This window comes from Kitasatospora sp. CB02891 (genome assembly GCF_002803145.1).
Classification (GTDB): Bacteria; Actinomycetota; Actinomycetes; order Streptomycetales; family Streptomycetaceae; genus Kitasatospora; species Kitasatospora griseola.
The window spans coordinates 475,021-497,251 of record NZ_NNBO01000001.1; the positions used below are offsets into that span (position 1 = coordinate 475,021).

19 protein-coding genes are annotated in these 22,231 nt (G+C 73.6%); 11 read left to right on the forward strand and 8 right to left on the reverse strand.

From position 1 onward, the window contains the following. Positions 1–240 precede the first annotated feature (240 nt). On the reverse strand, positions 241–480 hold the full coding sequence (locus CG736_RS02210; protein WP_232733812.1) for a ribosomal protein L7/L12: 240 nt from the start codon (positions 478–480) through the stop codon (positions 241–243). 197 nt (positions 481–677) lie between these two features. On the opposite strand from CG736_RS02210, the gene CG736_RS02215 reads away from it, so the two are divergent. From CG736_RS02215 to CG736_RS02225, 3 genes are all read left to right on the forward strand, one after another. Next, positions 678–1,583, forward strand: a complete 906-nt coding sequence (locus tag CG736_RS02215) for a trypsin-like serine protease (RefSeq protein WP_100584415.1) — start codon at positions 678–680, stop codon at positions 1,581–1,583. A gap of 345 nt (positions 1,584–1,928) precedes the next feature. After that, on the forward strand, positions 1,929–3,530 hold the full coding sequence (locus CG736_RS02220) for a M4 family metallopeptidase (RefSeq protein ID WP_100584416.1): 1,602 nt from the start codon (positions 1,929–1,931) through the stop codon (positions 3,528–3,530). 94 nt (positions 3,531–3,624) lie between these two features. Further along, a complete protein-coding gene (locus CG736_RS02225; protein ID WP_100584417.1) occupies positions 3,625–4,380 on the forward strand; it encodes an alpha/beta fold hydrolase in 756 nt (251 codons plus the stop codon). Between the two features lie 51 nt (positions 4,381–4,431). On the opposite strand, the gene CG736_RS02230 is transcribed toward CG736_RS02225, so the two are convergent. Continuing rightward, entirely contained in the window at positions 4,432–4,797 is a 366-nt protein-coding gene (locus CG736_RS02230; protein WP_100584418.1) for a hypothetical protein, read from the reverse strand. 394 nt (positions 4,798–5,191) lie between these two features. Between CG736_RS02230 and CG736_RS02235 the strand changes: the two genes are divergently transcribed. Beyond that, on the forward strand, positions 5,192–6,535 hold the full coding sequence (locus CG736_RS02235; RefSeq protein WP_100584419.1) for a response regulator: 1,344 nt from the start codon (positions 5,192–5,194) through the stop codon (positions 6,533–6,535). On the opposite strand, the gene CG736_RS02240 is transcribed toward CG736_RS02235, so the two are convergent. Further along, positions 6,524–7,894, reverse strand: a complete 1,371-nt coding sequence (locus tag CG736_RS02240; RefSeq protein WP_100584420.1) for a carotenoid oxygenase family protein — start codon at positions 7,892–7,894, stop codon at positions 6,524–6,526. The two genes, CG736_RS02235 and CG736_RS02240, sit on opposite strands and share 12 nt — an antisense overlap. Further along, positions 7,891–8,550, reverse strand: a complete 660-nt coding sequence (locus CG736_RS02245) for a TetR/AcrR family transcriptional regulator (RefSeq protein WP_100584421.1) — start codon at positions 8,548–8,550, stop codon at positions 7,891–7,893. The genes CG736_RS02240 and CG736_RS02245 overlap by 4 nt, the downstream gene beginning before the upstream one ends. 177 nt (positions 8,551–8,727) lie before the next feature. Here CG736_RS02245 and CG736_RS02250 point away from each other — a divergent pair, with 177 nt between their 5' ends. After that, positions 8,728–9,795: a hypothetical protein gene (locus tag CG736_RS02250; RefSeq protein ID WP_232733735.1), complete on the forward strand. Its 1,068-nt coding sequence runs from the start codon at positions 8,728–8,730 to the stop codon at positions 9,793–9,795. Between the two features lie 88 nt (positions 9,796–9,883). Here the strand turns inward: CG736_RS02250 and CG736_RS02255 are convergent, their stop codons facing one another. Both CG736_RS02255 and CG736_RS02260 read right to left on the reverse strand, forming a co-directional pair. Next, positions 9,884–11,470, reverse strand: a complete 1,587-nt coding sequence (locus tag CG736_RS02255) for a multicopper oxidase family protein (RefSeq protein ID WP_232733736.1) — start codon at positions 11,468–11,470, stop codon at positions 9,884–9,886. After that, positions 11,463–11,888 (reverse strand): hypothetical protein, encoded by a 426-nt coding sequence (locus CG736_RS02260; protein ID WP_100584423.1) that lies wholly within the window; start codon positions 11,886–11,888, stop codon positions 11,463–11,465. The genes CG736_RS02255 and CG736_RS02260 overlap by 8 nt, the downstream gene beginning before the upstream one ends. A 147-nt stretch (positions 11,889–12,035) precedes the next feature. Here CG736_RS02260 and CG736_RS02265 point away from each other — a divergent pair, with 147 nt between their 5' ends. The 6 genes from CG736_RS02265 (at position 12,036) to CG736_RS02290 (ending at position 19,996) form a co-directional block, all read left to right on the forward strand. Then, positions 12,036–12,917 (forward strand): LysR family transcriptional regulator, encoded by an 882-nt coding sequence (locus tag CG736_RS02265; protein ID WP_100584424.1) that lies wholly within the window; start codon positions 12,036–12,038, stop codon positions 12,915–12,917. A 115-nt stretch (positions 12,918–13,032) separates the two neighbouring features. After that, complete coding sequence (locus CG736_RS02270) at positions 13,033–13,590, forward strand: TetR-like C-terminal domain-containing protein (RefSeq protein ID WP_100584425.1); 558 nt, start codon at positions 13,033–13,035, stop codon at positions 13,588–13,590. A gap of 35 nt (positions 13,591–13,625) precedes the next feature. Continuing rightward, entirely contained in the window at positions 13,626–14,075 is a 450-nt protein-coding gene (locus CG736_RS02275; RefSeq protein ID WP_100584426.1) for an SRPBCC domain-containing protein, read from the forward strand. Between the two features lie 39 nt (positions 14,076–14,114). Beyond that, positions 14,115–16,448 (forward strand): excinuclease ABC subunit UvrA, encoded by a 2,334-nt coding sequence (locus CG736_RS02280; RefSeq protein WP_100585008.1) that lies wholly within the window; start codon positions 14,115–14,117, stop codon positions 16,446–16,448. 75 nt (positions 16,449–16,523) lie between these two features. Further along, the gene (locus CG736_RS02285; RefSeq protein WP_100584427.1) at positions 16,524–16,841 is read left to right on the forward strand and encodes a trypco2 family protein; all 318 of its coding nucleotides are present in this window, start codon (positions 16,524–16,526) and stop codon (positions 16,839–16,841) included. 2 nt (positions 16,842–16,843) lie between these two features. Then, a complete protein-coding gene (locus CG736_RS02290) occupies positions 16,844–19,996 on the forward strand; it encodes an NACHT domain-containing NTPase (RefSeq protein WP_100584428.1) in 3,153 nt (1,050 codons plus the stop codon). Here the strand turns inward: CG736_RS02290 and CG736_RS02295 are convergent. After that, a complete protein-coding gene (locus CG736_RS02295) occupies positions 19,968–20,729 on the reverse strand; it encodes a hypothetical protein (RefSeq protein ID WP_157815363.1) in 762 nt (253 codons plus the stop codon). The genes CG736_RS02290 and CG736_RS02295 overlap by 29 nt on opposite strands. Before the next feature lie 234 nt (positions 20,730–20,963). Then, entirely contained in the window at positions 20,964–21,860 is an 897-nt protein-coding gene (locus tag CG736_RS35835; protein WP_157815364.1) for a hypothetical protein, read from the reverse strand. Positions 21,861–22,231: the final 371 nt, after the last annotated feature.

Sequence of the window (22,231 nt, forward strand, 5' to 3'; positions counted from 1 at the left end):
AGGACCCACCAGTGCCCGTCGAGCCGGGCCGCGCAGGGGAAAACGCGTGTGCCGGTGTCGTGCCAGACCGCCTGCGGGGGCAGTGAGCGAAGCCATGCCATGGTCGGGTCTCCGGAGTCGATGAATCGAGCATGAGCTGTCCAGTGGGCCCGCCGAGGACAGCGGCCTCTCCTCCGCACGGTACGTGCTCCGCCCTGCGGCACGGATGGATCTGCCGGACCACCCGGAGCAGTCGGGCGCCTACGGTCGCACTTCGGCCTCGGCTCCGGCTTCGAGGAGTTCGCGGACCGCGGCTTCGGCCGTCTCCCGCGTGACGTCTTCGAGGATGGTAGCCGGGAGGCGGTCCAGGAGCAGTCTGCTGTCCCACAGGGCCAGCCCGGTCCATCGGCGCAGCACTTTCACGACCTCGATCGCATGCGGCCCGGAACGGGTCAGCACCACGGCGTTGGGCACGTTGTCGCAGATCAGCACGGCGTACATGTCCGCCACAACGACTCCTCGGTCCACGGGGCGGACAACAGCGTAGACCGCCGGCCGCCGACTCCGGTGGGGGGACAGCCCCACCGGTCACCGGGCCGGTGGCCCCACTGCGAGTCCACCTGCTGCCACCATCGCGCAGTGGATCACGGACAACGCAGGCTGAACCCAGACGCATTCCCGAACGGAAGGCACTCTCCGTGTTCAACCTGAAGCCGTCCCGCCGCCGCGCGGCCCGTCTGGGCACCGCCGGCGCTCTCGCTGCGCTCGCCTGCACCACCGTCCTGGCCGGGAGCGCCGGGGCCATCGTCAACGGCGGTGCCGCGACCGAGAGTTACCCGTTCATGGCGGTGATCCCGATGGCGGCGCCGGACTACGGCCTGCTCGACGGCAGCTGCGGCGGCTCGCTGATCGACCGTCAGTGGGTGCTGACGGCGGCGCACTGCGTGACGGGCGAGGCCATCGAGCTGGACGGCACGGTGCGGATCGGCAGTGACCACCGGACGTCGGGCGGGACCGTCCGGCGGATCGACCGGACGTTCGTGCACCCGGGTTATCTGAACGGCGAGGGGGCGGGGCCCAACAAGGACGATCTCGCGTTGATCCGGCTCGACCGGCCGGTCGCCCAGCAGCCCGTCGGGATCGCGGGCGAGGCGGGGCGGCCGGGCACTCCGACCCGCCTGCTGGGCTTCGGCAGCACCGTGGACGGCCAATTCGCCTTCTCGGAGCAGCTCCGGGAGCTGAGCACCCGGATCGGCGCCGTCTCCGAGTGCGCCCCGGGCTGGGCGAACTCGAACCGGCTCTGCACGATCAGCCGGAAGGCCGACGCCATGGCCTGCAACGGCGACTCCGGCGGCCCTCAGCTCCAGAAGGCCCGGAACGGTCGTTGGGAGCTGGTCGGCGTCACCTCGGGTCCCGGCGCCCCGGGCGTCCCGTGCTCGGGCGGGCCGGGCCTGTACACCAGCGCGCCCGCGTACGCGAAGTGGATCGAGCAGACCATGAAGGAGGCGACCGGCCATGGATCGGCGGCCGCGAGCGGCGACGTGAACGACAACGCCCGGTTCCAGTGGGCGAGTTCAGAACCTCCGAGGGTGCAGCAGCGTTAGCAGGCGGTGCGGGAGGCGGCAAGGGGACGGCCGCTGGCGGGATCCCGCCAGCGCGGCGAACGGGGCGATAGCGGGACATGACCGGCAGGCGGGCAACCTCCCCCGGTCCGGTGGCGGGAGTTGGCCAATATGCGGAGGGAACCTGTCACTTCACCCTACGCATTGTCATGCTACTGGCCAACTCCCGTCCCGTTCGGCGGCGCCGTCCCCCACGCACCCTGACGGGCCGTCGAGGTTCGCACGGGAGCAGCACGTCAGCGCCCGTACCGCCCCACGGTGCCAAGCCCGGCGCCCCGGTGCGCGGCGCGACCGCGCACCTGCGGTTTCGTGGAAGGGACCCCGCACGTGAAGCGAAAGCTGACAGCCGGAGCCGTACTCTCCGCCGCCGCCCTGCTGGCGGGCGTCGTCCAGGTGGGCGCCGCCCCCGCGCAGGCGGGTGTGCCGTCGGTGGGGCAGCAACGCGACGCCCTGCTCTCGCTGGCCGGGGCCCAGGCCGCCCCGATCGCCGGGGCACTGGCGCTGGGCGGCCAGGAACGCCTGATCGTCAAGGACGCGGTGGTGGACGCCGACGGCGACCGTCATCTGCGCTACGAGCGGACCTTCGCGGGCCTGCCCGTCGTCGGCGGCGACCTGGTCGTGCACCAGCGGGCCGACGGTTCGATCACCTCCGTCGACCGGGCCTTCGCGGGGCGGTTGTCGCTGCCGAGCCTCGCCCCGAAGCTCTCCGCCGACCAGGCCGCCACGGGGGCGGCGGACGCCCTCCGGGGCACGCTCGGGACGGCCGGCGGGGAGGGGGCGGCGCTCGCGCAGGTCGGTGCGACCGGCGCGGCGCAGCTGGTGGTCTGGGCCGGCGGCGGCAGCCCGCGGCTGGCCTACCGGACGGTGGTGGAGGGCGTGCGCACCGACGGAGTGCCCAGCAGCCGGCGGCTGATCACGGACGCGGCCACCGGCGCGGTGCTGGCCGGTGACGACGGCATCCGGGCCGCGACGGGCACCGGCACCGGCGTCCAGGTCGGCGCCGTCACCCTGACCACCACGCAGACCGGGGCGACCTACCAGCTGAAGGACGCCACCCGGGGCAACCAGTCCACCGTCGACGCGGGCAACAAGAACGCGCTGTTCACCAGCACCACCAACATCTGGGGCAACGGCCTCCCGTCCAACCGCCAGTCGGCCGCCGTGGACGCCCAGTTCGACGCGGCCGCGACCTGGGACTACTTCAAGAACACCTTCGGCCGGGTCGGCCTCAGGGGCAACGGCGTCGGCATCACCAGCCGGGTCCACTACGGCAGCAACCTCATGGACCTGTTCTGGGACGACACCTGCTTCTGCATCAGCTACGGCGACGGCCCGAGCGGCAGCAAGCCGATGACCGAGTTGGACGTGGCCGGCCACGAGCTGGCCCACGGCGTCACCTCGGCCACCGCCGGGCTGGTGTACTCCGGCGAGGCGGGCGGTCTCGACGAGGCCACCTCGGACATCTTCGGGACCATGATCGAGTGGTACGCCGGCCTGCCGGCCGACCCGCCGGACTACCTGATCGCCGAGAAGCTCGACCTCGCGGGCAACGGCACCCCGGTGCGCTACCTGGACCGGCCGTCCAGGGACGGCTACTCGAAGGACTTCTGGTACCCGGGCATCGGCGGCCTCGACCCGCACTACTCCTCGGGCGTCGCCAACCACTTCTTCTACCTGCTGTCCGAGGGCAGCGGCGCGAAGGTGGTCAACGGCGTGAGCTACAACAGCCCGACGGCGGACGGCTCGACGCTCGTCGGCATCGGCCGCGACAAGGCCGCCGCGATCTGGTACCGCGCGCTGACGGTCTACTTCACCTCCACCACCACCTACGCGAACGCCCGCTCCGCGACGCTCAGGGCGACGCTCGACCTGTACGGCGCCCCGGAGTACAACGCGGTGGCCGCGGCCTGGAAGGCGGTCAACGTCTAGCGCGGCAGCGGTTGTCCGCCGCGCCGAGACCGAGTGGGCGAGCCGTCGTGAACTGCCCGTTCGGGCGGGCGGTTCACGGGGAACGACCGAGGGCATGACGATTCCTCACCTCTCGATCGGCGCCGGCGACCACCACGTCCTGGTCCTCCACGACTGGTTCGGCACCAGCGCCGGCTGGGGCCCGTTCCTCGACTACCTCGACGGGGACGCGTTCAGCTACGCCTTCCTCGACTACCGCGGCTACGGGCAGCGCCAGGACGTTCCCGGCGCGTACACGCTCGCCGAGATCGCCGCCGACGCGCTCGCCCTGGCCGACCAGCTCGGCTGGGACCGGTTCTCCCTGGTCGGCCACTCGATGGGCGGGAAGGCGGCCCAGCAGGTGCTCGCCGAGGCGCCGTCGCGGGTGCGGAAGCTGGTCGGCCTGGCCCCGGTGCCGGCCGGGGCGTACCCGCTGGACGAGGCGGGCGAGGCGCTGTTCTACGGCGCCGCCGAGGACCGGGGCAAGCGCCTGGCGATCCTCGACCTGGTCACCGGGCAGCGGGCCGGCCGGGTCTGGCTGGACCGCATGGTCGACCAGTCGCTGCGGCTGTCCGCCCCCGAGGCCTTCGGCGGCTACGTCCGCGACTGGGCGACGGCCGACCTGGAGAGCCGGATCAGCGGCAACCCGGTGCCGGTCAAGGTGATCGTCGGCGAGCACGACCTGGCCCTCACCGCGGACGTGATGCGCGGCACCTTCCTCACCCACTACCCCAACGCCGAACTGGAGGAGCTGGGCGGCAGCGGCCACTACCCGATGTACGAGACCCCGGTCGCCCTCGCGGCGTCCCTGGAGGGCTTCCTCCGCGACTGACGCGCTGCCACCCGCACGGGGAGCCGGCCCGGCTTCCCGTGCCCGGCAGGATCAGCCGCTGACGCGGTAACTGAGCGCCTGGTAGGGGAAGTTGGCCCAGTGCAGGCTGCCCAGCCCGTAGGCGAGGTCGCCGGTCCGGCCGGGCGCTCCGGTGCGGCAGTCGGCGTTGAAGTACACCGTGACGTTCGCCGTGGTGAAGTTGACGGCGGACTTCGCCGCGGCGGGCAGGTTGTGGCAGCCCGCGCCGGTGTCGACGGTGAACCGGGCGCCCGTCAGGTCGGCGTCCGCGGCGAAGTAGGCGACGGCCGAGTGCGGCAGGTCGACGGCGGCGGCGGGCTGGGCGAGCGCCGCGCCCAGCAGCAGGGCGGCCCCGGTGGCGACGGCGGCGGTGAGGCTCTTCTGACCGGGAACAGGCATGGCGGTCTCCTTGTCGGACGGGCGCGACGGCACGCGACTCATGTGGTTATATGTTCAACTATCTCTAGGCCACCTGCCAAGACCCCTCTCCCGCCGCCCCAGCACCTGAACCGGCCGGACGTTCCCGAACGGCTCCTCTTTCACTCAACTGAGGGAACGTCAGATCGGGTGAACGCCAAAGCCGTTGCGGTTGAGCGGCCGTCCGGCGCGTCTGCGCGTTGCGGGGCGCGCAACACCCTCGCGATCCGGCATGCTGCTGTCCACCCCGGCGCAGCGGCGGCCGGGGTTGGCGCGACCGGACGGTGATGTCCGGCGGGTACGGGTGGAGGATTCGGGTGCGGCGTACATGGCGACCCGGCGGACCGATGAACGGCCGACGGGGGTGCGGAGCGTGATGGCAGGGCCTGTCCGGGACGGCGGGCTGCAGCCGCTGGACCGTGAACTGAACAGGGAGTGCCGGGAGTTCGCCGAGACACTGCGGGAGCTCTTCCTGGAGCTCGGGATCTCGGTGCGCCGGTACGCGACCCGCTGCTACCTCAATCCGGGCACGCTGTCCCGGTACCTGTCCGGGTCGCGGATCGCGCCCTGGCAGTTCGTCGAGGAGCTGCTGCACCACCTCGACGAGGACTGCGGGACCAGGCTCGACCCGTCGGCGCTGGACCGGCTGCGCCGTCGGCACCAGGCGGCGCTGCGCACGGCGGCGTCGATCGGCCGGGCGGTCCAGCAGTTGGAGGGCCAGTTGCAGGCGGCCGACCGGGAGGCCCGCCGGGCGGGCGCGCGCGAGGAGCAGCTCGACCAGGCGCTGGACGACACCCGGCAGACCATCGCCGACCTGGACGCCCGGCTGGTCCGCCTGGAGTCCCGCCCGCTGCTGCCCGCACCGCCGGCGCCCGCGGACCGCGTCCCACCGCCGGGCCGCACAGAACCGTCGGACCACGCCGAGCCGCCGGACCACGCCGAGCCGCCGGGCCACGCCGAGCCGCCGGGCCGCGACGAACCGCCCGCGCCGTCGGACGCCACCGCTCCCCCGGACCGCAGCACGCTGCTCGCGGAGCGCGACGCGCTGGCCCGCGAGGTGGACCGGCTGGCGGAGGAGCTGGCCCGGGCCCGGGACCGGGCGGCGTGCGCGGAGACCCGCTGCGACCTTTTCGAGCGTCAACTCGCCCTGGTGGAGCAGCAGCAGGGCCTCGCGGACGTCCGGGCGCCGGCCGTGCGCCCGCTGGAGGAGGGCCTGCCGCCGAAGGTGCTGCTGGTGGACGACCGGCCGGACAACCTGATGGTGCTGGAGGCCGTCCTCGGGCCGCACGGGCACCGGCTGGTGCGGGCCGAGTCGGGCCCGGACGCGCTGCGGGCGCTGCTGGAGCCGGACGACTTCGCGGTGATCCTGCTGGATGTGCAGATGCCGGGGATGGACGGCTACGAGACCGCCGCGCACATCAAGCGCCGGGCCCGTACCCGCGACATCCCGATCATCTTCGTCACCGCGATCGGCACCGACCCGGACCATTCGATGCGCGGCTACGCGGCGGGCGCGGTCGACTTCATCCCGAAGCCGGTCGACCCGTGGGCACTGCGCGCCAAGGTCGCCGTCCACGTCGAGCTGCACCGCGAGCGCCGACGCCACGCCACGCTGCCCGCGCCGACCCGGCACGTTCCCCCGCCCGCCCATGCGCACGCGGGCACGGGCACGCCGGCGGGTGCGAAGGTTCCGAAGGCCGGTGCCCCGTCAGCGCGCTGACGGCCCGTCGGGCACCCAGTTGCCGTGCAGGCCGAGCGGGACCCGGACGGGCAGGTGGATCCGGGCGACGGGTTCGCCGGTGAAGTCCTGCGCGGCGAGGATCACCAGGTCGGCCGCGCCGCGTTCGGGGTTGTGGGCGTACGCCATCAGGTAGCCGTCGTCCTCGGCGGCGGGCGATTCGGCGGGGACGAACACGCCCTCGCCGACCGCCCCGAACCGGCCGAACTCGTGGGCCTCGACGGTGCCGCGCAGCAGGTCGTGCTTGAGCAGCGCGCTGCTGAAGCCCTCGTTCGGGCGCGGGTCGTCGGGGCCGGTGGGTGCGGCGTACAGCTCGGCCGCGGCGGCGTACCCGTAGCGGTACGGGCGGCCGACCCGGCGGGGGTCGACGCGCGGGAACTCCTGGGTGCGGTCGTCCAGCCGCTCCTCGCGGATCTTCCCGGCGGCCAGGTCGATCCGCCAGCGGTCCAGGGTGGGGCGGCTGCGGCCGAAGTCGCGGATGGCGAAGCCCTCGGGGTGCCGGACCACGTCGACGACCAGTTCGGCGCCGTCCTCGTAGGCGTTGAGGGTGTGGCCGACCAGGCAGGGGGCGACCTCGAACCAGCGCACCGGCCCGCCGCTGCGCGGCATGACGCCGACCCGCGCCCGGTGGGTGTCGTCCCAGTTGAACGGGACGCCGGTGGGCAGGTGGGCGGGGCTGAACACGACGGGGGCGTCGAACAGCACGACATGGTGCTCGGTCAGCGCGAAGTCGTGCATGTACGGGCTGCCGGGGGTGTGGATCAGCGTGGTGTGCCGGACGGCGCCGCACTGGTCCAGCACGATGTGCTGGACGTGGTCGGAGCCGTACCGGAACGCGAGCGCGTGCAGTTCCCGGGTGTGCGGGTCGAGGACGGAGTGCGCGTTGGCGCTGTAGCCCTCGGGGGTGGCGCCGAGGTCGCAAGGGCCCAGGGTGTCGAGTTCGTAGCCGAGTTCGTAGGGGCGGATGCCGCCCTCGATCAGCGCGAAGGTGCGGCCGGCCAGGCCCGCGACCTGGACGTTCGGGGCGAAGTCCAGCCGCGGGTCGACGGGGGTGCCGCGGCGCGGCTCGCCGAGGTGGTCGGCGACGGCGCCCGACCGCACCCAGCGGTTGCGGTACCACTCGGCGCGGCCGTCGCGGATCCGGACGCCGTGCACCATGCCGGGGCCGAGGGTCCAGATGTGCGCGGCGGGGTCCTCGATGCCCAGCGCGTTGGGGCCGTTGCGCAGGTAGCGGCCGTTCAGGTGGGCCGGGATGCGGCCGGTGACGGGCAGGTCGTGGGCGGTGACCTCTTCGGCGACCGGGGCAAAGCTGCCCGTCAGGTAGCGGTTGGTCGTCGTCATGCCGGGCGTCCTTGTCCTCGTTGCGGTGCGGGTGCGGGTGCGGCTCGGTCCGGGTCGGCGAGGAACGCCTGTCCGACCGCCGCCATCAGGGCGTCGAAGCGGTGGACGGCGCTCTCCGGCGGGAAGTGGCCGGCGAGTTCCAGGCTCACCGCGCCGTGGGCCGCCGCCCAGAGCAGCTTGGAGATCTCGTGGGCGTCGCCGGGCGCGAACACGCCCGCGTCGATGCAGGCCCGGACGGCCGCCACCGAGGCGTCGAAGGCGTGGTCGGCGGCGGCCAGCGCCTCCGGTCCGGGCCGGTAGCCGGGAACGGCCTGCTCGAACATCACCCGGTAGTAGGCGGGTTCGGCGAGGGCGTGCGCCCGGTACGCGGCGCCGAGGTCGTTCAGTACGGTCAACGGGTCGGCCGCCGGGGGCACTTGCTGCTGGGCGCGGCGCAGTCGGGCGAACCCCTCGCGGTAGAGCGCGTCGGCCAGGCCCTCCTTCCCGCCGAACATGGTGTACAGGACCTTGGTCGAGGCGCCGATGCCGGTGGCGATCCGACGCATCGTCAGTGCGGCGGGTCCCTCGGAGACCAGGAGGTCGATGGCGTGGTCGAGGATCGCGGTCCGCACGGCGCTCTGGCCGAGGCGTTGCGCGTCCTGGTAGGGCGTGTTCACGGGTAACACCGTATCCCATGGGTAACGCCGTTACCCACACTTTCCGACAATCCGCTGCGACGTCAGCATCCCTTTCCCGCACGGAAGTTCGGGGTGGCGAACTGCTCGTGACTTACCAGTAGGAAACTTTCCTTTCAACTAATCTCGTGGAGCCATCCTGCTCGAAGGGAATCCCTCATGACGACCGAGACCGCGCCCAGTACCGCACAGGAGGCCGACTGGCGGGAGGACTGCGAACGGGATTCGACGGAGCATCCGCCGGCGGCGGCCCGCCTGGTGGTGCTGGTGGTGGTCCTGGTCACGCTGCTCGGCGCCGCGCTCGGGTTCGCCCTGCACACCTGCCAGCGCGACGGCTCGCACCGGGTGGTCCCGGCCGACGCCACCTTCACCCTGGACGAGCCCGGCCTGTACTACCGGGACGCCGCCTCCGGCCGGATCGCCCACCGCCCGCACGCCGACGGCGGGCCCGCGACGGTCGGCGGCCCGTCCTGCGAACGCTTCTACGCGGCGGGCGACCGGGCGCTGTGCCTGCGCGCCAGGCCCGGCCGGCCCGCCTCCACCGAGGCCGTGGTCTACGACCGGCACTTCCACCGGCTCCAGAGCTTCGCCCTGCCCGGCCTGCCGAGCCGGGCCCGGGTCTCCCCGTCCGGGCAGGTGCTGTCCTGGACGACCCTCGCGGCTGGCAGCTCCTACGCCACGGCCGGCCTCGCCACCCGCACCTCGATCGTCGACCTGCGCACCGGGTACACGGTCCGGGCGATCGAGACCATCCCGCTGACCGTCGACGGCGCCCGCCCGCACTCCGCCGACGTCGCCTACTGGAGCGTCAGCTTCGCCGCCGACGACAACCGGTTCTACGCCACCGTCTCCACCGGCGGCCGCACCCACCTGGTCGAGGGCGACCTCCGGTCCTGGTCGGCGCACACCCTGCGGGAGGACGTCGACTGCCCGTCGCTCTCCCCCGACGGCACCCGGGTCGCCTTCATGAAACGCGTCTCCGCCGGCCCGGCCGACCCCTGGCGCCTCTACGTCCTCGACCTCGCCGACCTGCGCGAACACCCCGTCGCCGAGACCCGCGCCATGGACGACCAGGCCGCCTGGCTGGACGCCGGGACGCTCGGGTACGCCCTGCCCGCAGGGCACGGCCACGCCGCCGACCTGTGGTCCGTCCCCGCCGACGGCACCGGCCGGCCCCACCTGCTGGCCGCCGGCGCCTCCTCCCCCGTCGCCCTCGACGCCCGCTGACCGGGCCCGCTCCGACGGCGCGTCAGCTCGCGGCGGCACGACTCGTCCGGCCCCTCGGCGTCCTCGGACGCCTCGCCCCGGGGACGCCTCACCGCACCTCCAGGTTCGCCATCATCCCCATGTCCTCGTGCTCCGCGTTGTGGCAGTGGAACAGGTACCGGCCCCGGTAGCCGTCGAAGCGGGTGATGATCTCGGCCGCCTCGCCCGGCCGCAGCGAGACGGTGTCCTTCAGCCCCGCGTCGTGCGGCAGCGGCGCGCGGCCGCCCCGGCTCAGGATCCGGAAGCCCACCAGGTGCAGGTGGACGGGGTGGTGGACGTCCGCGATCAGCCGCCACACCTCCAGGTCGCCGAGCCGGACGCCGACGTCCGCCCGCGCCGGGTCGAACGGGCGCCCGCCGATCAGCCAGCCGTGGCCCTCGCCCATCCGCCCGGCCCGGAACGCGAACTCCCTTGTCCGGACGGCCTCTTCCCGCCGCCACAGCGGCAGGTCGGTGGCCAGGGTGCGCGGCACCCGGGTGTCCTCCCGCTGCGCCCGCACCACCCGGAACGCCATCACCTCCCGGGTCCGCCCGCCGCCCAGCCGGTTCAGCAGCCGGACCGTCCCGCCGACCGGCACCGACCCGAAGTCGACCAGCAGGTCGTACCGTTCGGCCGGCGCGAGCGGCAGGCGGCGATGGGTCACGGGCGCGGCCAGCAGGCCTTGGTCGGCGCCGATCTGCACCAACTCCAGCGCCCGCCCGTCCGGGTCGACCGCCTCCAGTTCGTAGTGGCGGGCGTTGGACCCGTTGAGCACCCGCAGCCGGTGCCGCACCGCCGCCACCTCGTGCACCGGCCACGGCGCGCCGTTGACCAGGATCACGTCGCCCAGCACCCCGGCCGTGTAGGGCTCCTGGACGCCGGGCCGGTCCGACAGTGACGGATAGGTCAGGCTCCCGTCGGAGGCGAACGCCCGGTCGGTGATCACCAGCGGCAACTCCCGCTCACCGTCCGGGAGTTCGAGCGCTTGCTCACTGTCGTCCCGGATGATGTGCAGCCCGGCCAGGCCGCGCCAGATCGCGGGGGCGGTGTAGTCCATCCGGTGGTCGTGGTACCAGAGCATGGTGGCGCGCTGCTCGTTCGGGAAGGTGTACTCGCGCACGACGCGGCTCTGCACGGCGCGCGGGTCCGCCATCCCACCGCCGCCATGGCCGCGGTGGCCGCCGCCGTGCTCGGACCAACTCGCGGGCAGCACCAGGTCGGTGGGGTAGCCGTCCGACTCGGCGGGGGTGCGCCCGCCGTGCAGGTGGACCACCGTGGGGACGGGCAGTTCGTTGCGGTGCGTCACCACGGTGGGCCGCCCGCGCCGGGCCTCGACGGTCGGGCCGGGGAAGCTGCCGCCGTACGTCCACACCGGGGTGCGCACGCCGGGCAGGATCTCGGCGACCGTCTCCCGCTGGGTGATCTCGTACCGGTCGACGCCCCCGGCGGTGGAGACCGGCGCCAGCACCTGCGGTCGCGGCAGCGGCGCCCGGAACGCCGGCGGCAGCTCGATCGCGCTGCGCAGCAGCCTGCCCGTGCCGGCGGGCCGATGGGCGAGCGCTCCGGCCGAGGCCAGGCTCCCGGCCGTCAGCAGTCCGAACGCGCCGCCGAGCGCGAGCACCTGCCGCCTGCTGACGAGAAGTCGGCGCTCACTCACCGTCCGCCTCCGATCCACGGCCGGGCAGCGGGGTGCGCAGCAGGCCGATGGTGAGGACGGTGAGCGCGACGATGGTGGCCACGCCGAGCGGGAGGTGCAGCCAGAGCGTGCCGTCGAGTCCGGCGAAGTACTGGACGGTCTCGGCGATCACCACCACCGCGGTGCCGGTCAGCGGCCAGCTGATCCGGCTGCGGAACCAGAGCACCATCGCGGCGATCAGCTGCAGGTAGCCGAGGCCGGTGACGGCGTTGGCCCCGGCCAGGTGCCATCCGAGGCCGTCGTAGGAGCCGCTGAGGTAGACGCCGGCGAACACCGGCTGCCCGTAGACGGCCACCGTGTGCACGGCCACCAGCACGCGCAGCACCTGCCCGGCGGGGCCGCTTCGGCCGGTACGTTCGGGGACGGCTGACACAGCCATGGCGGGAACTCCCTCAATTCTGGTGCTGCGGGCGGAACTTGCCTCCCTCTCGACGTTATGACCCGACGGCTATCACGTCTAAGATCAATATTGCTATGGGGTTATGCCGCTCCGGGCATGGCCGGACGAGCAGCGCGGGGGGCGGCCATGGATCTGCACGCACTGACCCAGTTCCTGGTGGTGGCGCGGCTGGAGCACCTGAGCCGGGCCGCCGAGGAACTCCGGGTCGCGCAACCCTCGTTGAGCCGCACCATCGCCCGCCTGGAGGACGAGCTCGGCACCCCGCTCTTCGACCGCGGCGGGCGGCTTCGCCTGAACGAGGCGGGCCGGCTCTTCCGCGGCTACGCGGAACGGTGCCTCGGCGAGCTGGAGGCCGGCCGCCGGGCCGTCGCGGAGGCGGCGGGCCACGGCTTCGGCTCGGTCCGGCTGGCGTCCGAGACCTTCCTGACCTTCACCGCGCCGCTCGCCGCGTACAAGCGCGCCCACCCGGCCGCCGAGATCGAACTGCGGCAGCTCCCGGCCGATCTGATGACGCGTCAGCTCCGCGCGCACGAGGTCGATCTCTGCGTCGCCTCCCAGCCGATCCGCACCGAGGGCCTGCACAGCGCCCAACTCCTCGACGAGCCGGTGCAGTTGGCCGTCGCCCGGGACCACCCGCTGGCCGACCGCGACTGCGTCGACCTCGCCGACCTCGCCCCGCTCCCCTTCATCACCGCCCGCCCCGGCCACTGGAACCGCCGCCTCCTCGACCACCTCTTCACCACCCTCGGCCACCCGCCCCGGATCATCTGCGAGAGCGACGAACTCGCCGCCATCGCCGACCTGATCGGCTCCGGCCTCGGCGTCGGCCTGATCCCCGCCGTCGGCCGCCGGACCGCCGCCCGCCTCCCCCTCGCCGTCCTCCCCGTCAATGCCGCCGCCTGCCGCCGCACCCTCACCCTCCACTGGTCCGAGTCCGCCCGGCTGTCACCCGCCGCGACCCTGATGCGCGCCACCCTGGTCGGCTGGCCCTGGCAGCCGGCCCGCTGACCGCCCGGCTCCGCCCTGAAGCCCGGTTCCGATACGTGTGTTGCGTAATGGCCGCCGCCCCCGCTAGCCTCCTCCTCGTTGCGAAACACGCGTAGCGGAACTCGGAGGTGGGGACATGGCCAGGCCGCGGGACACCGCCGTCGACGCCAAGGTGCTGGAGGCGGCCCGGGTGCTGCTGCGCGAGCGCGGCTACGCGGGGTTCGCGCTGGACGAGGCGGCCGCCCGGGCCGAGGTCGCCCGGACCACCGTGTACCGGCGCTGGCCCAGCAAGGACCATCTGGTGGTCGCCGCCTTCGCCACCATGTTCGAGACCGCGCCGATCCGGGAGACCGGCGACGTCCGGGCCGATCTGACGGGCACGCTCACCGCGATCGCGGCCGGCCTGCGACTGCCCGCCACCCGGGCCCTGGTGGCCGAGTTGATCGCCGCCGGCACCCGCCACCCCGAACTCGGCGACGCCCTGCGCCCCTTGTGGACGCAGCGCCGCACCGCGGCCGCCGAGCTGATCGACCGGGCCGTCGCCCGCGGCGAGCTGGCGGCCGACGCCGACCCGGCGCTGATCATCGACCAGCTGGTCGGCCCGCTCTACTACCGGGTGCTGATCAGCGGCGACCCGATCGACGACCGCTTCGCGCGCGCCCTGGTGGACACCACCTTGGCACGCCACCGCTGAACCACCCGACAAGCAATCACCAGGGGGAGACCGTCATGAGCCTGTTCACCTGCGAGGTCAGTGCCGAAGCCGAGTTCCCGGGCAGCCCGGAGGGCGTCTGGCAGCTGATCACCGACCACGCCCGCTACCCGCAGTGGCACCCGGTGGTGGTCCGGGTCGAGGGCGAACTCGCCGTCGGCGCCCGCCAGACCGAGGTGGTGCGCACGGCGTCCGGTCGGGAGCTGACGTTCCACCCGGTGCTCACCGTGGTCGACCCCGGGCGTGAACTCTCCCGGGCCGGCCGCCTCCCGGTGCCCGGGCTGCTCGACAACGCGCACTCGTACCTGATCACCGACCTCGGCGACGGCCGGGTCCGGGTGGTCCAGCGCGAGCGTTTCACCGGCCTGCTGGCGCTGTTCCTCCACGGCCGCACCGCCCGCGACACCGAGGCCCGGTTCGCCGCGGCGCTCGGCAACCTCGCGGGCCTGGCCGCGCTCGCGGGGTAGCGTGGCACGGTGAACGGCACGGAGATCGACGACGACGGCATGGTGCGGGTGCGCGGGGCGCGGGTGCACAACCTGCGGGACGTGGCGGTGGCGGTGCCGCGCGGGGCGGTGGTGGCGTTCACCGGGGTGTCGGGATCGGGGAAGTCCTCGCTGGCGTTCGGGACGCTGTTCGCCGAGGCGCAGCACCGGTACCTGGAGTCGGTCTCGCCGTACGCCCGCCGGCTGTTGCGGCAGGTGGAGGCGCCGCTGGTGGACTCGGTGACGGGGATGCCGCCGGCGGTCGCGCTGGAGCAGCGCCGTTCGGTGCCGTCCTCACGCTCCTCGGTGGGCACCATCTCCACCATGTCGAACCTGCTGCGGATGCTGCTGTCGCGGTGCGGCGACTACCCGGCGGGCGCGGCCCGGCTGGATTCGGACGCGTTCTCGCCGAACACCCCGGCCGGCGCCTGCCCGGAGTGCCACGGGCAGGGCGTGCTGCACCGGGTGACGGAGCGCTCGCTCGTCCCCGACCCGTCGCTGAGCATCCGGGAGGGCGCGGTCGCGTCCTGGCCGGGTGCGTGGCAGGGCAAGAACCTGCGGGACATCCTGGGCGCGCTCGGCCACGACCTGGACCGGCCGTGGCGGGAGCTGCCCGCGCAGGAGCGCGAGTGGATCCTGTTCACCGAGGAGCAGCCGGTGGTGACGGTCCATCCGGAGCGCGAGCCGGGCCGGGTCCAGCGGCCGTACCGGGGCAAGTACAGCAGTGCGCGCCGGCTGGTGCTGAAAGCGTTCTCCGAGTCCCGCAGCGAGGCGACCCGGGCCAAGGCGGCGGCGTTCCTGGAGCAGTCGCCGTGCCCGGTGTGCCACGGCCACCGGCTGCGTCCGGAGGCGCTGGAGGTGACGTTCGCGGGCCTGCCGATCACCGAGCTGGCCGCTCTCCCGGCCGACCGCCTCGCCGCCCTGCTGCACCCGTTCACCGCCCAGGAGGGCCCGACCGGCCTGCTCACCGCCGACCTGGCGGACCGCCTGGCCGCCCTGCGCCGTCTCGGCCTCGGCTACCTCTCGCTGGACCGCGCCGCCCCCACCCTGTCCACCGGCGAACTCCAGCGCCTGCGCCTGGCCACCCAGTTGCGCTCGGGCCTGTTCGGCGTGGTGTACGTGCTGGACGAGCCGTCGGCGGGCCTGCACCCGGCGGACACCGAGGCGCTGCGCGAGGTCCTCGCCGAGCTGCGCGCCGCGGGCAACTCGGTGTTCGTGGTGGAGCACGACATGGCGGTCGTCCGCGGCGCGGACTGGCTGGTGGACGTCGGCCCGGGCGCGGGCGCCGGTGGCGGCCGGGTGCTGTACAGCGGGCCGGTGGACGGCCTGCGCGACGTCGCCGGGTCCGCCACCCGCCGCTTCCTCTTCGCTCCCCCGGCCGCTCCCCCGTCCCGGGGCCGCACCCCGTCGGGTGTGCTGCGGCTTCGCGGCGTCACCCGGCACAACCTGCACGACGTCGACGTGGACGTGCCGCTGGGCGTGCTGACGGCGGTGACGGGCGTCTCGGGCGCGGGCAAGTCGACCCTGCTGGGCGCGGCGGCCGAAGCGGCGGCGGCCGACCCGTCGGTGGGCCGGGTGGTGACGGTCGACCAGACGCCGCTGGGCCGCACTCCGCGTTCCAACCTGGCGACGTACACGGGCCTGCTGGACGTGGTCCGCAAGCTGTTCGCGGCCACCGACGAGGCCCACCGGCGCGGCTACGACGCGGGGCGGTTCTCGTTCAACGTGGCGTCGGGGCGCTGCCCGACCTGCGAGGGCGCGGGCGCGATCGAGGTGGAGCTGCTGTTCCTGCCCACCGCGTGGAACCCGTGCCCGGACTGCCACGGCAGCCGCTACAACCCGCAGACCCTGGAGATCGCCTACCGGGGCGCCACCATCGCCGACGTCCTCGCGCTGACCGTCGACGCGGCGGCCCCGTTCCTCGCCGACGTGCCGGCCGCGGCCCGCGTCCTGACGGTCCTCCAGCAGGTCGGCCTCGGCTACCTGCGGCTCGGCCAGCCCGCGCCCGAACTCTCCGGCGGCGAGGCCCAACGCGTCAAGCTGGCAGCGGAGTTGCACCACGCCCGCCGCGACCGCACGCTCTACCTGCTCGACGAGCCCACCACCGGTCTGCACCCCGCCGACAGCGAAGTCCTCACCGCGCAGCTGCACCGCCTGGTCGACGCCGGCGCCACCGTGCTGCTCGCCGAGCACCACCTCCCGCTGCTCGCCACCGCCGACCACCTCGTCGACCTCGGCCCGTTCGGCGGCGCCGACGGCGGCCGCGTCCTCGCCACGGGCACCCCGGCGGTGGTCGCCGCCACCTCGACCGGTCCGACCGCGCCGTACCTCGCCGCGCACCTCCGCTCGGATTGACCCAACCGCACCACCGCCGCCCGGCGGACGCTCTACGCTCGGCCTCGGGAGAATCCGAGCTGTGGGGGACGAGCGATGGACCGTCATGACATCGAACTGGCCGACGCGATCGAGGCGATCCGCCTGGAGCTGCTGGACGCCTCCGAGCGCGGCCGCGGCCAGGCCGTCCAGTTCGAAGTCGGCCCGGTGACGCTCGACTTCACCGTCGAGCTGAAGCGCGACGCCCGCGCCAAGGGGGGCGTCAAGGCCTGGGTGCTGTCCGCCGACGCGGAGGCCGGGCTCGCGCACACCCGGACCCACAAGGTCTCGGTCACCCTGACGCCGAAGGACGCGAGCACCGGCCGCAGCATCGACATCTCCAACCCCGACCTGGGCCGCCGGGACGGATTCTGACCTTGGCGCTCCGCACCCACCACGTGGCGGCGATCCGCGGCGCCACCCAGGGCAGTGGCATCCTGCTCGGTCCGCGGCTGGTCCTGACGGCGGCCCATGTCGGCGGGTCGTCGCCGGAGGCCGCCGTCCTGGACGGCACCGGCTGGGCACGCTGCATCACCGTGTGGAGCTCCACCGGCCTCGACGCCGCGCTGCTGCTCGCCAACCGCGACCTGGTGCCCGCCAACCGCTTCGCGCCACTGCGCTGGGGCGCCGTCAGGATGCTCGAACCCGTCCCCGACTGCCACCTGACGGGCTTTCCGCTCGTCGGACGCGACGAGGAGGGCCGCCTCGACACCGTCCAGGTGCCGGCCACCCTCGCGCCCGCCACCGGACGGCGGGCCGACCGCCAGGCCCTGCTCGTCCAGCAGTACCCGCCCCGCACCCGGCGCGGCACCGATTCGCCGTGGTCGGGCCTGTCCGGCGCCGGCGTGGTGTTCCGGGACCACCTGCTCGGCATAGCCGTCCAGGACCGGCAGCCGGACACCTGGCAGCACTCCCAGTTCGCCCTGGTGCCGACCGGTGCGCTGCTCGGCGACCCCGGCTTCCGCACCGCGCTCGGATACCACCTCGACGAACTCCCGGAGCTGGAAGGCATCTCCGCCACCGACCTCGCCGACCGCGACTTCGAACGCGACTACGCGAGAGCCGTCGAGGCGGACTACGGCCGGATCCGCATCTTCGGCCTCCGTCAGGCCGCCGGCCACGGCCGCCGCGGCTGGGACCTCACCACCTCCTACCTGAGCCTGGAGATCCGCTCCGCCGACAGCGCCACCGGCCCCGACCTCGGCCCGCAGCGCGCCGAACGGGTCCTCCCGGGCCGCCGCCGCGTCCTGATCCGCGGCGAGGCCGGCTCCGGCAAGACCACCCTCGTGCAGTGGCTGGCCGTCGGCGCGATGAACGGCACCCTGCGCGAGGGCCTGGAGGAGTTCAACCACCGCGTCCCGCTCGTCCTCCAGCTCCGCAAGCTGTACCGCAAGGGCGCCATGACGCCCCGCCCCGAGGAGTTCCTCGCCCTCGACGACCGCATGTGCGCCGACCGCCAACCCGCCGGCTGGGCACACCGGGTGCTGGCCGCCGGACGCGCCCTGCTGCTCGTCGACGGACTGGACGAAGTACCGGGCGAGCAACGCGACGAGGCCCTCGGCTGGCTGGACCGGCTGCTCGACCACTACCCCGACACCTGGACGCTGGCCACCGTCCGCCCGTCCGCGGTGCCGCACGGCTGGCTCGGCCACCTGGGCTTCGACGAGTTGCAGCTCTGCCCGATGAACCGTCGGGACCGCGGCCACTTCATCGAACGCTGGCACCGGGCCGCGCTGCAGGAACTCCTGGCCGTCCAGCACACCGACGAGGAGGCGCAGCGCTGGCGCCGCGAGGTGGACCAGGACGAGGCCGATCTCCTCCGCACCCTGGACAGCGTGCCGGAGATCGCCCAGCTCACCGACAGCCCGCTGCTGTGCGCGATGATCTGCGCCCTGAACCGCGAGTCGGACGGTGCGCTGCCGCGGCACCGCATGGCGCTGTACCGCGACGCGATGTCCATGATGCTGGTCAAACGCGACGAGGGCCGGCGGGTGCAGGGCGCGGAGCAGCTGCAGGCGTCCGAGGAGGAGCAGTTGGCGATGCTCCGCCGGATCGCCCACTGGCTGGTGCGCAACAACCAGTCGGAAGGCCGACGGCGCGACGCGGTCGCCCAGATCGGCAAGGCCCTGCGCGACCTGCCGGGCCTGGCCAGACGGACCGGCGCCGACCGGGCGTACCTGCACGTCCTCAACCGGACCGGCCTGATCACCGAGACCGGCCCGGACACCTTCCAGTTCGTCCACCGCACCTTCCAGGACTACCTGGCCGCCATGGAGTTCCGCGAGGAGAACGACTTCGGCCTGCTGGCCGGCCACGCCGCCGACGAGCAGTGGGGCGACGTGATCCGCATGACGGTCGGCCACTGCGGCCGCCGCGAACGCGCCGAACTCCTCACCGCGATCCTGGACGCCGCCGACACCGCCCCGAGCGACCACCGCCCCGCCGTCCACCTCCTCGCCGCCAGCTGCCTCCCGAGCGCCCCCGAACTCGACGGCAAGGTCCGCCGCACCATCCTGGACCGCCTCCACCAGCACCTTCCGGCGCTCCTCGCCGCCGAACCCGCTCCCGCCGAGCTGGCCGTGGTCGGCGAGGAACTCACCACCGTCGTCCGGCGGTTCGCCGAGGAGGACCCTGACGTCCTGCTCGCCGCAGGCCCGCTCGTGCCGGAAGTCCTGGCTCTCATCGGCGGGGACGAGTCGCTCGCCGTGCTCGGCACGCTGGCCGAACTCCCCGGCGCCGGCGACAAGTCCCGGTTGAAGGAGTCGGCCAGGCCCGGAACCCGCACCCTGCTCGAAGGCGTCGTCGACCAGTGGCAGCACTTCGGGACCCACGAATTCAGCCGACAGGTGGTGGCCCGGGCGGACCTCTCCAGCATCCAGGTGCAGATCACGTCGTCCGACCAGATCCCGGAACTGCTCGGCCACCCGACCCTGCGTCGCGTCCTGCTGGGCCACCGGCTGCCCGTCGAACCGGAGTTGTGGAATCGGCTCGCACCACAGGTGAAGGAACTGAGCCTGTCCATGCGGGGACTCTCCGACCTCTCCTTCCTCCGGCACTGGGGCCCGCTGGACCGCCTGTCGATCTACCGGTGCCCCGACCTGGTCGACCTGACCCCGCTCTCCGGCATGTCCGTCCGCAGCCTGTACCTGCACGAACTCCCCGCCGAGACCCGGCCCGCCGAACTCCACTCGGTCCTCGGCACTGTGGTCGGCCTGGACGCCCTCACCATCACCGCACCCGACCTGGCCTCGATCCCGAACCCTCAACCGGTCGAACTGGTCTGGTACTTGAACCTCACCCAGGTCCCCACCGACTACCCGCTCGACCTGCTCGACAGCTTCTTCCCCGCACTGGAGTTCCTGACCCTGGAAGTCACCGAGGACCACCCCGTCTCGCTCGACCTGACGCCCCTCGCCGACCTCCCCGACCTCGGACTCCTGATCCTCTGCCGCACCGAACGCGCGCAGTTGACCGGCCGGCACCTCTTCCCCGCCGAGCGCCTCACTGTCCAGCAGCGCGACAGCCGCTGACCCGGGCAGCAGGAACCGGCCCGACGGCGGGACTCCAGCACGCCGCACCGTGTCGACTGTTCCGGGTGGCCCGACTGCCGAGGTGAAAGAGCGCCGCCTCGATCTGGTCGGGCCGGACGGAGCGTTGCTGCGCCAGGTCGTGAACCGCAGCCAGGTATTGCGCATACTGGCTCGACGTCCAGCCCCACCGGGGCCAACTGCCGTCGACGATCCCGAGCCTCCTGAGGGCCGTCGAGACGACCCGGTCCAGAATGAGCGGACGGTGCGGCCCTGCCACGGCCCCGTCACCGGCGAAGTACAGCACCTTGGAGAAGAACGCCGGCCCCAGGTACGGGATCCTGTGGTCGTTGTTGAACGCCCGGTACGCCGCTGCCGCCCCTTCCTCGCGAAGCACTGTCAGCGCCGACCCGAGTCGCGCATCGAGCTCCGCGACGGAATTGCGGGCGAATATCCGACCACGCCGCTTCACCTCGCGGGCCTTGGTGCCCGAACCCCACACGAGTGCGGCGACCAGCAGCTGCCGGTTGGCCTCGACCGTCCCGGCACGGCGGGCGAGCGAGAACACGGCGCGCCGGTCGACACGTGGCCAGTGCCCCGCCTGCGGGCAGTCGTCCAGGCCGGTCGGCCACCAGGTGGCGTCCGGCAGCAGGGGCATCCAGCGGCTCCGGTCGACGGGCACCGCCTGGCCGAGCATCGCCGCGAGATCCGGGACGGGGAAGCCGTCCGACGCCATGGTCAATTCGTCCCCCACTGGTGCCTGCTCTCTCCTCGCGGCCGCGTCACGAGCGAACCGTAGCGCCGTCTGTGGGCACCGCGCGGCAGAACCGGACCGCTCCGCCTCGGCCCCGCAGCCGCAGATCACGGGCGGGGGCACACAGCGGAGTCCGCCCGACCACCGACGCGGACAGCGTAGTGGCGGGCGGACGACACACCACGGGGTGTGCCGGAGGCGAGGGTGGACGACGCGTCAGCGGACGACGCGCTCGACCGGCTCGCCGTGGACGAGCCGCCCGGGCGGCGGCAACGCGGGGTAGACCTTGTCCACCGGCCGGAGCGTCGGATACGAGTCGTCGTCCTGGCCGCTGGGCACACCACCCGTGGCCGGAGTGCCCCCGGGCGCGGCGCCATCGGCGGGCAGCGGGACACCACCGGGCGTGACGACCTCCCCCGCCAGCGGGACACCGCCGGGCGTCGCGACGTCCTCCGCCAGCGGGGCGCCGCCCGGGGTGGCGACATCACCGAGCGCGAACGAGGTGCCGGGCACCATGATGCCGGTGCCGGCACCCGGGTTCGCCCCGGTCGGTGCGCCCGACGTGGTGCCGGCGGGCTTCGCACCGGTCGTGGTGCCGGCAGGCTTCGCGTTCGAGGTGTTACCGGCGGGCTTCGCACCGGTCGTCGTACCGGCAGGCTTCACACCGGTCGTGCTACCGGCAGGATTCGCGTTCGAGGTGCTTCCGGCGGGCTTCGCACCGGTCGTGCTACCGGCAGGCTTCGAGCCGGTCGTGTTACCAGCGGGCTTCGCGTTCGAGGTGTTACCGGCCGGCTTCGCACCGGTCGTCGTATCGGCAGGCTTCGCGTTCGAGGTGTTACCGGCCGGCTTCGCACCGGTCGCCGTACCGGCAGGCTTCGCGTTCGAGGTGTTACCGGCCGGCTTCGCACCGGTCGCCGTACCGGCAGGCTTCGAGCTGGTCGTGCTACCGGCCGGCTTCGCCGCCGACGTTCCGCCCGGGGCGGCGGCCGTGGTGCCGGTGGGGGCGGACTCGGAGGGCCTGGCCGGGGTGCCGAGGGCGGCGGCGGAGGGGGCTGCGAGCAGAGTGATGGCGGCGGCCGCGAGCAACGCGGTGCCTCGGAAGTGCGGTGCCATGGAGGGTTCCTCTCGATCCCGGCCGGGTGACGCGCCCTGCGGCAGCGAACCGGCCGCGGTCGAAGCGAGTGATGGGTCGCCCGAATTCCTAACCGTTCGGCAGACCGATGGTGCGGCTCCGGCCGGCTTTCCATTCCGACGGACCATCGTTCCGGTCCGCCTTCCGTCGTTCGGTCCACCATCGTTTGCGACCGACCGCCGCCGCACCGAACATGACGGCGCATCAACATCCTCGCCCCCGCGCCGGTCCGGCTCCAACTGAGCTTCCAGAGCGTCGAGTTCATGGAGACTCCGGCGCTCCGGGCCCACCCGGTCAGCACCGCACCCGCCGTCGTCCCACCATGCCCCGACAACCGAACATCCGCACGATT